At 65.6% G+C, this 12151-nt stretch carries 10 protein-coding genes; 3 read left to right on the forward strand and 7 right to left on the reverse strand.

Going from position 1 to position 12151, the window contains the following annotated elements; genetic code table 11:
- Window positions 1-207: 207 nt before the first annotated feature.
- From J4P02_RS30235 to J4P02_RS30265, 7 genes are all read right to left on the reverse strand, one after another.
- Entirely contained in the window at window positions 208-963 is a 756-nt protein-coding gene (locus J4P02_RS30235) for an ABC transporter ATP-binding protein (protein WP_426197364.1), read from the reverse strand.
- Window positions 957-2018, reverse strand: coding sequence for a FecCD family ABC transporter permease (locus J4P02_RS30240; protein WP_426197366.1), 1062 nt, complete (start codon window positions 2016-2018; stop codon window positions 957-959). Before J4P02_RS30240 ends, J4P02_RS30235 begins: the two co-directional genes overlap by 7 nt.
- Window positions 2015-3202 carry an ABC transporter substrate-binding protein gene (locus tag J4P02_RS30245; RefSeq protein WP_426197368.1) on the reverse strand — a complete coding sequence of 396 codons (1188 nt, stop codon included), beginning with the start codon at window positions 3200-3202 and terminating at the stop codon, window positions 2015-2017. Before J4P02_RS30245 ends, J4P02_RS30240 begins: the two co-directional genes overlap by 4 nt.
- A 65-nt stretch (window positions 3203-3267) precedes the next feature.
- Window positions 3268-5682, reverse strand: coding sequence for a TonB-dependent receptor (locus J4P02_RS30250; RefSeq protein ID WP_426197370.1), 2415 nt, complete (start codon window positions 5680-5682; stop codon window positions 3268-3270).
- 99 nt (window positions 5683-5781) lie between these two features.
- Window positions 5782-6759: a FecR domain-containing protein gene (locus J4P02_RS30255; RefSeq protein ID WP_426197372.1), complete on the reverse strand. Its 978-nt coding sequence runs from the start codon at window positions 6757-6759 to the stop codon at window positions 5782-5784.
- Window positions 6760-7275: a sigma-70 family RNA polymerase sigma factor gene (locus tag J4P02_RS30260; protein WP_426197374.1), complete on the reverse strand. Its 516-nt coding sequence runs from the start codon at window positions 7273-7275 to the stop codon at window positions 6760-6762.
- Window positions 7276-7382: 107 nt separating this feature from the next.
- On the reverse strand, window positions 7383-8621 hold the full coding sequence (locus J4P02_RS30265) for an MFS transporter (protein ID WP_426197376.1): 1239 nt from the start codon (window positions 8619-8621) through the stop codon (window positions 7383-7385).
- 208 nt (window positions 8622-8829) lie between these two features.
- Here J4P02_RS30265 and J4P02_RS30270 point away from each other — a divergent pair, with 208 nt between their 5' ends.
- The 3 genes from J4P02_RS30270 (at window position 8830) to J4P02_RS30280 (ending at window position 12045) form a co-directional block, all read left to right on the forward strand.
- A complete protein-coding gene (locus tag J4P02_RS30270; protein WP_426197378.1) occupies window positions 8830-11046 on the forward strand; it encodes a TonB-dependent receptor in 2217 nt (738 codons plus the stop codon).
- A gap of 85 nt (window positions 11047-11131) precedes the next feature.
- Window positions 11132-11509 carry a DUF7677 family protein gene (locus tag J4P02_RS30275; protein WP_426197380.1) on the forward strand — a complete coding sequence of 126 codons (378 nt, stop codon included), beginning with the start codon at window positions 11132-11134 and terminating at the stop codon, window positions 11507-11509.
- Between the two features lie 89 nt (window positions 11510-11598).
- Complete coding sequence (locus tag J4P02_RS30280; RefSeq protein ID WP_426197382.1) at window positions 11599-12045, forward strand: HIT family protein; 447 nt, start codon at window positions 11599-11601, stop codon at window positions 12043-12045.
- The last annotated feature ends 106 nt before the right edge of the window (window positions 12046-12151 follow it).

Consider the following 12151-nt stretch of genomic DNA (forward strand, 5'->3'; position numbering starts at 1 on the left):
GGGTGGGCGGGTGGGGGGCATTGGCCTCACTGCCAGCTTCGGCTGCCGCCTGGGGCTGGGTGCTTGCAGGCTGTTCTGTCGTGGGGCGCTTGAAGGCCTTGAGCAGTTTTTCGAGTAGGTTCATCGAGCGCTCCTTGCAGGGCGATGCATTGGCTAAGGCGCGCATTGTGCCGCCTTGGCGCAGGTGTGGAAACCATCGACGCCGGTTCAGACGATAGCGTCAATCAGGATATGCGCCTGCCCGCGACTGCAATGCTCGATCCGCGCCTGGACCTGATAGACCTGGTGCAGCATCGCCTCGTTGATCACCTCGGCGCTTGGCCCGCTGCCCAGGCAGGTGCCCTGGGCGATCACCAGCACCTGGTCGGCGTAGCGCAGGGCCTGGTTCAGGTCATGGATGGCGATAAACACAATCACTTGGCGCTGGCGTGCCAGGCGGCGCATGAACTCCAGCACTTGCACCTGGCGATGCAGGTCCAGGGCGCTGGTGGGTTCGTCCATCAGGAGGATTTCCGGCTCGCGCACCAGGGTCTGGGCAATCGACACCAGCTGCTGCTGGCCGCCACTGAGCTCGCCGAGGTTGCGCAGGGCCAGCTCGCCGATGCCCAGGGCCGCGAGCATGGCGTCCACCCGCTGCAGCTCCTGGTCATCCACCGCCCAGCCCGGCGTCAGTTGCTTGCGCGCCAGCAGTATCGATTCATAGACAGTCAGGCGTGCACTGGCATTCAGGCCCTGGGGCATGTAGCTGATGCCTTGCGGGCCCTTTTGCGAGTCTTCGAGGATCACCTGCCCAGGGCCGCCGAGCAGCCCGGCCATGCGTTTGAACAGGGTCGATTTGCCCGCCGCATTGGGCCCCACCACCGCCACCACCTGGCCGCCGACAAAGGTCCCGGTGCTGACGTCAGCGATGATTGGCCGCTGGCCATAACCGGCGCCCAGGTTGTGCAAGCGCAGCTTCACCATGAGTTTTTCTTCCCGCCAAGAATCAGAGAAATAAAGAAGGGCACACCAATCAACGAGGTGACCACGCCGATGGGGAAGATCGCCCCGGGAATCAGGGTCTTGCTCACCACCGAGCTGGCCGAGAGGATCAGCGCGCCGGTGAGCAGTGAGGCCGGAAGGAAGAAGCGTTGGTCTTCACCTATCAGCATCCGCGCGATATGCGGACCCACCAGGCCGATAAAGCCGATGGTGCCGACAAAGGCCACCGGGAACGCGGCCAGCAGGCTGACCATCACCAGGGTCTGCAAGCGCAGGCGGCGCACATTGATGCCGAAGCTCGCCGCCTTGTCGTCGCCCAGGCGCAGGGCGGTCAGGGCCCAGGCGCGCTTGGCGAAGATCGGCAGGGTGACCAGGATCACCAGGCAGATCACCCCGAGCTTGGGCCAGGTGGCCTTGGTCAGGCTGCCCATGGTCCAGAACACCACCGCGGCCACCGCCTGTTCGGTGGCGAAGAACTGCACCAGGGCCAGCAGCGCATTGAAGGTGAACACCAGGGCGATACCCAGCAGCACGATGGTTTCGGCGCTGACCCCGCGACGCAGGCTGAGGAAGTGGATCAGCAGCGCCGAGAGCATGGCCATGATGAAGGCGTTCACCGGCACCATGTACTGCGCGGCCAGGGGAAACAGCGCCACGCCGAATGCCAGGCCCATGGCCGCGCCAAACCCGGCGGCGGCGGAAATGCCCAGGGTGAAGGGGCTGGCCAAGGGGTTGTTGAGGATGGTCTGCATCTGCGCGCCGGCCAGGGACAGCGCCGCGCCCACGGCCACCGCCATCAGTGCCACCGGCAGGCGGATCTGCCACATCACCACCCGCACCTGGGCCGGTGCTGAGTCCGGCGCCAGCAATGCTCCCAGCACTTCGCCGAGGCTGTAGCGCGCCGGCCCCAGGGCCAGGTCCAGCAGCACACTGCCCAGCAGCAACAGGGTCAGCGCGCCGAGTATCAGGCGTTTGCGCTGCACCAGGCGGCGGTAGGCCTGGCCCTGCTGCGCCACCGCTGGTTGCAACGAACTCATGGCGACACCTCGGGCTGCTGCAGGCTGACGAAGTAACCCGGCTCATAGGGCACGGGCAGGAAGCGTTGGTGCAGCTCGCGGAACGTGGCCTCGGGGTCGAGTTCTTCGAACAGTTTCGGGTGAAACCATTTGGCCAATTGCTGGATCGCCACGAACTGGTAGGGGCTGTTGTAGAACTGATGCCATATGGCATGGAAGGCCTGGTGCTGCTGGGCCTGGATGCCGGCGTAGGCCGGGCGCCCGGGGTACCAGGCGAGCTTGCGCCGGGCCTCGGCCAGGTCGGCCCCGGGGCCGACCCCCACCCAATGGCCGCCGGGGGCGAAGGCTTGCCAGTTGGCTGTGGTGACCACCACCTGGGCCGGGTTGGCGACTATCACCTGTTCCGCATTCAGTTGGCCGAAGGTGCTGGGGATGATGCCCCTGGCAATGTTGTCGCCACCGGCCAGGTCGACGAACAGGCCGAAATTCTCGTTACCGAAACTCAGGCAGCAATCATCGGTGTAGCCGCCGATGCGCTCGATAAACACCTTGGGTCGCGGCGGCTTGTGTGCGGCGATGACCTCAGTCACCCGGCGGATCTGCTGCTGGCGAAAGTCGATAAAGGCCTCGGCCCGCTGTGGCTGGCCAAACAGCTGGCCGAACAGGCGCATGCTCGGTTCGGTGTTGCGCATCGGGTTGTTGCGAAAGTCCACGTACACCACCGGGATGCCCAGGGCGTCGAGCTTCTCGATATAGCGCGCATCCTCGGTGGCGTGCTGGGCCTCGATATTGAGGATGATCACGTCGGGTTTCTGCGCGATGGCCTGCTCGATATCGAAGGTGCCGTCTTCAAATCCGCCGAAGGTCGGGATCTTGGCGATCTCGGGAAAGCGCCGCAGGTAGGCGCCGTAGGTGTCGGGGTCGGACTGGATCAGGTCCTTGCGCCAGCCGACGATGCGCCGGATGGGGTTCTCGGTGTCCAGCGCGGCCAGCAGGTACAGCTGGCGACCCTCGCCGAGGATCACCCGCTGCACCGGCAGGCGCACTTGCACCTGGCGTCCCAGTAAGTCGGTGACGCTGCCGGGTGCCGTTTGCGCCGGCTCGGCCAGCAGGCTGCGCGGCATCAGTGACAGCGCAACAGCGCTTAGCAGTACGGCGAACAGCAACGCGGCCGGTGAGCGGCTGCGGCGAAAACGATGAGCCATGTTCAGTACCCTTGCACAGGCCCGGTCGCGGTATGGCGCCAGGCGCCTTGCCACTCCGGAGGTGGTTAGAAATCGACGCTGGCCGACAGCAGCAGGGTGCGTGCCGAACCTTGGGAAAAGGCCCCGTAGGAGGCCACGCCCGACCAGTACTCGCGGTCGAACAGGTTTTGCACCGTGGCGCGCACGGTGGTTGGATGCTGGGCGATGCGGGTGCTGTAGCGCGCACCCAGGTCGAAGCGGGTCCAGGCCGGCAACTGCTGGGTGTTGGCCTGGTCGACGTACTGGCGGCCGGTGTGGATCGCCCCGCCGGTCAGGCTCAGGCCGTCGAGCCACGGGGTGTCCCATTCGGCCCAGAGGTTGGCCTGCACCTGGGGCACGCCCACCGGCCGATTGCCACGGTTGGCGGCGCTGGCGCTGCGGTGCAATTCGCCGTCGAGCAGGGTCACGCCGCCCAGCAGGCGCGTGGCGCCCGTGACCTGGCCGGCCAGGTTCAGCTCCAGGCCGCGGTTGCGTTGCTCGCCCTGCACCGAGTAGCGCCCAAAGGCCAGTTCGCCGCTGGGCTTGTCGATCTGGAACAGGGCCAGGGTCGACATGAAGCTGCCGTAGTCGAGCTTGACCCCCACTTCATGCTGGCGCGACACATAGGGCGAGAAAATCTGCCCGGCATTGCTCGCGGCAGACGGCGCCACTTCGCCCTTGCTCAGGCCTTCGATGTAGTTGTAGTAGAGCGCTACCTGTTCCCAGGGCTTGGCGATCACGCCGAACAGCGGGGTGGTGCGGCTCTTATCGTACTGGCTGGTGACTGCCCCGGCGCTGCTGAAATTCTTCGAACCGATGTTCTGCTTGCGCAGGCCGAGGCTGAACTGCAGGCGCTGATCGAGCAGCGACAGGGTGTCGGCCAGCGCCAGGCCCGAGAGCTCGGTGGCCGAGACCTTGGGGGTGTCCGGCTTGGCAATCGAGGGTTTGGGCTGTGCCTGCGGGTGATAGATATTCGAACTGATGGCCGGGCCGGAAATGATCCCCCGGGACAGCTCGTCGCGATAACCACTGGCTTGCAGGGTCAGGCCATGGCTGACCGGGCCGGTGTCGAAACGCAGGCGCATGCCGGCATCCAGGCTGTAGCGCTGGACTTCGAAGCGGTAGTAGCCGGGGATCGACGAGGTGTCGCCGGCCGCGTTGATGATGCGCGGGGTCTGGTCGGACATCCGTGCCACCTCGGAGCGGCCGCCACCGGCGTGGGCGAACAGGCTCAGGTTCGGGCTGAACCGGTATTCGCCCCCCAGTAGCGCCGAGCGGTCGCGGGTGGCAGAGCGGCCCCAGTCCTGGCTGACGCTGGTACGGCCATTGGCGGCGGCGGGCATGCTTACCCCGGGGTCGATCAGAAAGGGCCGCGAGGCGGCGTCGATCTGCTCGTCCTGGCTGATCAGGTCGAGGGTCGCTCGCCAGTCGTCACCCTGGTAGTCCAGGGCGATGGCGCCGATATCGATGCCGCGCGCCTGCTCGTCGATCCGGGTTTCGCCTTGCTGGGTGCTGGCGTTGATGCGCACGCCCAAGCGCCGTTCCGGGCCCAGGCGCCGGCTGAGGTCGAGGTGGCTGCCGAACTGCGAGTTCAGCGCGTAGCTGCTGCTCAGGCGGGTCAGGTCTTCGTCCAGGGCGCGCTTGGGCACCAGGTTGATCACCCCGCCCACGGCGCTGTTGGGTGACAGCCCGTACAGCAAGGCTGCGGGGCCCTTGATCACCTCGATGCGCTCGGCGAACTCGGTGAACACTCGATAGTTGGGCGCCACGCCGTACACGCCGTCGAAGGCCAGCTCGCCGAGGTTGCCTTCACCCACCGGGAAGCCGCGGATAAAGAACGAATCGACGATGCCCCCGGCCTGGCCGGTGGAGCGCACCGAAGGGTCGCGTTCCAGCAGGTCGCCCACGGTGCGCGCCTGTTGGTCCTGGATCATGGTCGAGGAATAGCTGCTGACGCTGAAGGGCGCGTCCATCACCGCGGTATTGCCCAGCAAGCCCAGGCGTGCACCCTGGGCCACCTGGCCGCCGGGGTACAGCGGCGGTAGCTCTGCGCCGCGCAAATCAAGGCCATCCACCTGGGTGTCTTCCAGGGTGATGCGACGTTGCACCAGGGTGTAGCTGCCGTCGCTGCGCAGCAGCAGGCCCAGGCCGCTGCCGTCGAGCAAGCGGCTGGCCGCCTCTTGGGGGGTGTAGCGGCCGTTGAGGCTCGGGCTGCTCAGGCCTTCGGTCAGCTCGGGCTGGAACGACAGGGCCATGCCGGCGTCCACGGCCAGGCTCGACAGGGTCGGGCCCAGTGGCCCGGGGGCGATGTTGTAGCTGCGCAGGCTGCGGCTATCCAGCGCCTGCGGTTCGGCGGCCAGCAACGGCAGACCGACGCCACAGCCCAGCACCAGGCCCAGCAGCGCACTGCGAATGACCGGCGTGAGCGGCCGATCCGGACGCAGGAAGCGTGCAACGAGCATGGCGGATGATCCTGTGGCGATAAGAAAGAGGCGGTTGCCCTGTATGCCAGCCGAGAATGAAAAAAGTATCAGCGCGCTGGGGATTTTTTTGCCGGGCCCTCAGGCGCGGGACAGGGTCAGCCAGAGCCCGTTGAGGTGGCCGGAGACCTGCACCGGGTAGGTTTGCACCAGCATGTTCAGGCTGCGCTGGGTGTCGCTGATGGGGTAGGCGCCGGAAATGCGCAGATCGGCAATCGTCGGATCGCAGCGCACGAAGCCTCGGCGATAGCGCGCCAGCTCGGTGACGAAGTCCGCCAGGCGCATCTTGTCGGCCATCAGCATGCCCTGGGTCCAGGCGCTGGCGTAGCGCTCCGCGGGGCTTGGCGGGGCAAACTCGCGGGAGGAAAAATCCGTGCGCTGGCCGGCGTTGACGATCAGGGGCGCGGCTTGCCGGTTGTCCGCCAGCAGCACCTTGACCGCGCCTTGCAGCACCACCAGCTGGGTGCGCGGCGACATTTCGCGCACGCTGAAACGGGTGCCCAGCGCCTGCATCAGGCCCTGGGGCGTGCTCACCAGGAAGGGTCGGGCCTGGGGCGAGGTATCGGCCGCGGTCTGCACCAGGATTTCCCCGGCGCGCAGCTTGATCAGGCGTTGATTGGCATCGAACAGCACATCGATGGCGCTGTCGGTATTGAGGGTCAGTTGCGAGCCGTCGGCCAGGGTCAGCTCGCGGCGTTGGCCCACGGCGGTGCGGTAGTCGGCGCTCCATTGCTGGCTCTGCGCCAGTTTCCAGCTGCCCCAGCCGGCCGGCGCCATGGCCAGCAACAGGGCCAGCTTGCCCAGGGCCGCGCGTCGCTGCGGGCTGCTCGGTCGATCCAGCGCCGACAGCGCCAGCGAGCTGGGCAAGCCCCCCAGCTTGGCTTGCAGCAACTGCGCCCGGGACCAGGCGCGCTGGCGCTCCGGGCTGCTCAGCTGCCAGCTTTGCCATTGGGCACGTTCGGCCTCGCTGAGCTCGCCCTCGCTCAGGCGCAGCAGCCATTCGGCGGCCTCTTCGAGCACCTCGGGAGCCAGTTGCGGCTCGGCGCTACGCTTGAACATTCATTCCACCAGCAGCAGGCACTGGACGAAGGCCTGTTTCATGTAGCGCTTGACGGTGATCAGCGAGACCTGCAACTGCCCGGCGATGTCCTCGTACTTGTGGCCGCCGATTTGCGACAGGAGGAAGGCGCGCTTGACCAGTGGCGGCAGGGTATCGAGCATCGCATCGATGTCGTGCAGGGTTTCCAGCACCATCAGCCGCTGCTCGGGGGCTGGTGCTTCCTGGGCCGGCAGCAGCATCAGAGCGTCGAGGTAGGCGCGCTCCAGTGCCTTGCGCTGGTACCAGTTGACCAGGATGCCCTTGGCCACACAGCTGAGGTAGGCCCGGGGCTGCTCGATACTGGTGACCTGGGAGGCGAGGATTCGGGTGAAGGTGTCCTGGGCCAGATCCGCCGCATCCATGGCGTTGCCCAATTTGCGCTTCAACATGCCGTACAGCCAGCCGTGATGGCCGTTGTACAAGGCTTCAATCGCGTGCAGATGGGTGGAATCATTCGCGGGAAGGCTATCGCTCATGGCAGCTTGGCGTTTTGCAATTGAGAAGTATTCCCAATGCTAAAGGACAAGGAACCCGAGGCGCAAGCGCGATTCTGCAACAGCCTGCGGGCGCGATCCGCAGGGGTTCAGTCCTTCGATAGCGGCTGTGCGATGGCCCCGGCGCGCAGTCGATAACCCAGGGCGACAATCGCCAGCAGGGCCATCAGGTAGCCCAGGCAGACGAACAGGTAGCTGTACTGCAAGCCGTAGACCTGGTTGAGCAGGCCACCGAGGCAGATGCCGGCGATCGAGGCGATTTGCGTGGTGCCCTGGGCCAGCCCCAGCACTTGGCCCTGGCGTGAAGGGGCGGCGCTTTTCGAGATCAGTGCCATCAGCACCGGGGTGGTGGCACCCAGCAACAGCCCCCAGATGAAATAGGCCAGGGCGAACACCAGGGCGTTGCGGGTCAGGCCGGCCACCGCGGTCAGGGCCATGCAGGCGATCACCACCAGGCCCAGGCGCTGCAGGGTGGCGCCCAGGGGCAGGTTTTCGAAATAGCGCGCCCAGGCACTGGCCGCGAGGATAAAGCCCAGGGCCAGCAGGCCATAGCACAGGCCCACCAGGGAATGGCTGACCGCGAACAGCGAGCTCACGTACAGCGCGAAGGCGGTTTGCGGCAGCATCCGCGCCAGCAGCAACAGGCCCATCACCAGCAGCAGGGGCAGCAGCGGCGAGCTGCGCCAGAGGCTGCCCAGCGGCACGGCCGAGGCCGGTGTCGGCGGGGCTTTCGGCACCGGCGGCACATCCGGCAGGGTGCGTGCCGCCACCAGGGTGCACAGGGCACAGAGCAGTGCGGCACCCAGGTTGATCCAGAAGAAACTGCCGTGATCGAGGATCAGGCCGCCCAGCAACGCGCCCAGCAGGGAGCCGACATTGGTGGAAATCTGCAGCAGGGCGAACAGCCGCGCACGCCGTTGCGGCGCGACGATGCTCACCCCGTAAGCCTGGGCCGGAGCGATGTAGCCGGCGCAGGCGCCTTGCACAAAACGCAGGATCAGGATCAGCCACAGGTCGTTGCACAGGGCCAGCCCCAGCTGGGTCAGGGACAGGCCGGCGAGGGCCCGGAGCATCATCCACTTGTGCCCGTAGCGGTCGCCGATGCGCCCCCAGAAGGTGCTGGTGAGGATGATGCCGAGCATCGGCCCGACATACACCGTGATGCTGGCGAAGGCCAACAGCGTCGGCGAGTCGGCAAGCCCGCGCAGGTGCAGCGGCCAGAATGGCCCGCTCATTTCCATTGCGCCCATGGACACCAGCTGGATGGCGAACAACAGGCCGATCAGCAGGCTGACCCGCGAACCCTGGATGGAGCCTGTGTGGGGCATGAGTCGGCCTCGGTGCTGGGAACAGGAGTGGGGCAAGTGCGGGGCAGCAGACTACGTGCTTTGTTTGGCGTGGAAAACCGCCACGCGGTTTTTTTGCGCGGATCCAGGCGCGGGCAAAAAAATCTCCGGCAGCCCTGATACTTTTTTGGCACCTGGCTGGCAATGGCAGTGAGAAGCATTTTCCCTTGCCGCAAAGGAGCCCCCCGTCATGCCTGTTGTCCGTCGTCCCAGCGCCGAGCGCGTGTTAACCCTGGCTGTGCGCAGCGCCCTGTTGAATGTCGTGCTGATGGCCGCCGGGGCCAGTGCCTGGGCCGCCGCCCCGCAAGCGCAGGTGGCCACCGACGCCAAGCCGGATGCCGACGGCAGCTCCGGCCTGACCTTGGAAACCCTGGATATCAACGCCCGCTACAGCGGCCTCAACCCGCTGCCCGAGACCCTGGCCGGCGGCCAGGTGGCCCGGGGTGCGCGCTTGGGCATGCTGGGCAACAAGGATGTGATGGACACCCCGTTCAACGTCACCAGCTACACCGCCAAGACCCTCGCCGACCTGCAGACCGTGACCGTCGCCGATGCCCTGGAGCGCGATCCGTCGGTGCGTTCCACCGGGCAGACCGGGGGCATTGTCGACTCGTTCTTTATCCGTGGCTTTGCGGTGGGCGAGGGCAACCTCGGTGAACTGGCGTTCGATGGCGTGTATGGCGTGGCGCCCAACTATCGGGCCTTCACCGAGTACGCCGAGCGCGTTGAAGTGCTCAAGGGGCCAGGCGCCCTGGCTTATGGCATGTCCCCCAACAGCGGTGTTGGCGGGGTGATCAATATCGTGCCCAAACGCCCCCTGGCCGAAGACCTCACCCGCTTCACCGCCAGCTACGCTTCGGATTCCCAGCTGGGTGGCCATCTGGATATCAGCCGCCGCTTCGGTGCGGAAAACCAGTTCGGCGTGCGTTTCAACGGCAGCCTGCAGGGGGGCGATACCGCCGTGGAACACCAGCAACGCGAAGTCGATATCGGCGCCATCGCCCTTGACTACCAGGGTGAACGGCTGCGCCTGAACCTGGATTTCATCAGCCAGAAGGAAAGCTTCGAGGCCGCCTCACGGCCCTTCACCGCGGCGCCCGGCATCGACATTCCCTCGGCTGCCAATGGCCGCACCAACCTGCCGCAGGACTGGGGCTGGTCGGACACCAAGGAACAGTCGGCGCTGCTGGGGGGCGAATACGACCTGAGCGATGCGCTGACGGTGTTTGCCCATGCCGGCGGCGGTCGTTCGGACGTCAAGCGCATGTCCGACCAGGTGCCGCGGATCCTCAACGAGGCCGGCGATACCAGCAACATTCCCGGTTACTACAAGTTCAATGTCGATCGTTCCACCGCCGATGTGGGTATCCGCGGGCTGTTCGCCACCGGCCCGGTCAATCACACCACCACCTTGATGGCCAGCCATTACCAGGACGAGCTGTCCCGGGGCATCAACAACGGCACGCCGCTGCTGTCCAACATCTACCACCCAGTGGACAGGCCCAAGCAGTACATCAACGCGCCCAAGGTGCTGCGGATTTCCGCAACCGAGCTGTCCGGCGTTGCCCTGACCGACACCCTGTCGGTACTCGATGACCGCATCCAGCTGAGCCTGGGCCTGCGTCGGCAGAACATCGAGACCCGCAACTACCTGGCCAGCGGCGCCAGGGGCCCGGGCTACGACGACAGCGCCACCTCGCCGCTGGTGGGGTTGGTGGTCAAGCCCTGGGACGATGTCTCGCTGTACTACAACTACGTCGAAGGCCTGAGCAAGGGCGATATCGCCCCGGCCAACGCCAGCAATGGCGGTACCACCTTCGCCCCGTACAAGTCCAAGCAGCATGAGCTGGGGGTGAAGTACGAGCACGGCGGCTTTATCAGCAGCCTGGCGCTGTTCCAGATCGAAAAGCCCAGTGGCGAGCTCGGCGCCAACAATGTGTTTTCGGTGCAGGCCGAACAGCGCAACCGCGGCGTGGAACTGAGCCTGTTCGGCGAAGTGGCACCAGGCACCCGACTGATGGGTGGGGTGACCCTGCTCGATGGCGAGCTCACCGACTCGGCCACCGCGGCCAACCGCGGCAACAAGCCGGTGGGGGTGCCCGGGGTGCAGGGCAACCTTTGGGGTGAGTGGGATACCCCCTGGCTGCAAGGCTTCACCCTGACCGGTGGCGCCATCTACACCGGCAGCCAGTACGTCAACCAGGCCAACACCCAGGAGCTGCCATCCTGGACCCGCATCGATATGGGCGCGCGCTATGCGACCCGCATCGAGGGCCGTCCTACCACTTTCCGGGCCACGGTGCAGAACGTCTTCGATCGCGAATACTGGTCGGGCGTGGCCTCCTATGGTGCCTTTTCGCCAGGCTACCCGCGCACCCTGCAACTGTCGGCCACGGTGGACTTCTGACGGCACTGGCTGAATCGCCGCTTGCCTTGCCGGCAGCGGCCCCCGAGAATCGGCGCGGTTTTTACATCAAGGAGCAAGGCCGCCCATGCCGCACCCGAAGCAGTTGAGCCCGGAGTTTTCCGGGGCCCTGAGAACCTTCAGTTTCTGGGTCGCCAACGGCACCCTGGGGTATCCGTTGCTGGAAGGCATCGATTACCGGAGCGGTCTGGGCGATGAGCCGAGCATGTTGGAGATGGTCTACGCGATCTTCGCCAATGTGCTGGAGTTCGACGAGCAGGGGGTGCCGCTCAATGCCAAGTACGCCGAGTACCGGGCGGCGCAATATATCCGCAGCTACTGCGACTCGGGCTATGTCGTGCTGCCGAAGTTCGAGGATTGGGAGATGGAATTGCACGAGCCGCCGAACCTGAAAGACATCAAGCCCTGGCCTGAGACAAGCCATAAGCCACAAGCTACAAGCTAGAAGCTAGAAGCTAGAAGCTAGTAGCTAGTAGCTAGTAGCTAGTAGCTAGTAGCTAGTAGCTGGACGGATGCAGTCTTGAAGGAGTTGTAATGTCGCTGATTTCGCAACGTGTCGAACTGGCCCGCCAGGGCGCCAATGACAAAGTGATTTGCCGGATGCCCTCAGGGTGGGCGGTGATCGGCGATGTGCAGTTTCTACCGGGCTACTGCCTGTTGCTGCCGGACCCGGTGGTGCCCAGCCTCAATCATCTGGATGCCGAGGCCCGGGCCCTTTACTTGCTGGATATGGCGCGCATCGGCGATGCGTTGCTGGAGGCCACCGGGGCCTTGCGCATCAACTATGAAATCCTCGGCAATTCGGAGCCGGAACTGCATTGCCATATCTTCCCGCGCTATGCCACGGAACCGGAGGACAAGCGCCGCATGCCGGTGTGGTTCTACGACTGGAAAAACGCGCCACCGTACGTCGAGCAGGAGCATGGTGCCTTGCGCGAGCGGATTGCCCAGCTATTGGCGGCCTCCCAGCCACAGTCGTGAAGGCTGGCTGAGCGCTAGAAAAAGCCCCCCCCGAGGTAATGCCAGTCAGTTAAGGGCAAGCACTGTACTTGTGGCGAGGGAGCTTGCTCCCGCTGGGCTGCGTAGC

The sequence above is a fragment of the Pseudomonas sp. NFXW11 genome (assembly GCF_049887815.1).
GTDB lineage: Bacteria > Pseudomonadota > Gammaproteobacteria > Pseudomonadales > Pseudomonadaceae > Aquipseudomonas.

Bases quoted from the DNA above. Each gene is read 5' to 3' on its own strand.
- J4P02_RS30235 (WP_426197364.1), bottom strand. From the start codon at position 963: ATGGTGAAGCTGCGCTTGCACAACCTGGGCGCCGGTTATGGCCAGCGG.
- J4P02_RS30240 (WP_426197366.1), bottom strand. From the start codon at position 2,018: ATGAGTTCGTTGCAACCAGCGGTGGCGCAGCAGGGCCAGGCCTACCGC.
- J4P02_RS30245 (WP_426197368.1), bottom strand. From the start codon at position 3,202: ATGGCTCATCGTTTTCGCCGCAGCCGCTCACCGGCCGCGTTGCTGTTC.
- J4P02_RS30250 (WP_426197370.1), bottom strand. From the start codon at position 5,682: ATGCTCGTTGCACGCTTCCTGCGTCCGGATCGGCCGCTCACGCCGGTC.
- J4P02_RS30255 (WP_426197372.1), bottom strand. From the start codon at position 6,759: ATGTTCAAGCGTAGCGCCGAGCCGCAACTGGCTCCCGAGGTGCTCGAA.
- J4P02_RS30260 (WP_426197374.1), bottom strand. From the start codon at position 7,275: ATGAGCGATAGCCTTCCCGCGAATGATTCCACCCATCTGCACGCGATT.
- J4P02_RS30265 (WP_426197376.1), bottom strand. From the start codon at position 8,621: ATGCCCCACACAGGCTCCATCCAGGGTTCGCGGGTCAGCCTGCTGATC.
- J4P02_RS30270 (WP_426197378.1), top strand. From the start codon at position 8,830: ATGCCTGTTGTCCGTCGTCCCAGCGCCGAGCGCGTGTTAACCCTGGCT.
- J4P02_RS30275 (WP_426197380.1), top strand. From the start codon at position 11,132: ATGCCGCACCCGAAGCAGTTGAGCCCGGAGTTTTCCGGGGCCCTGAGA.
- J4P02_RS30280 (WP_426197382.1), top strand. From the start codon at position 11,599: ATGTCGCTGATTTCGCAACGTGTCGAACTGGCCCGCCAGGGCGCCAAT.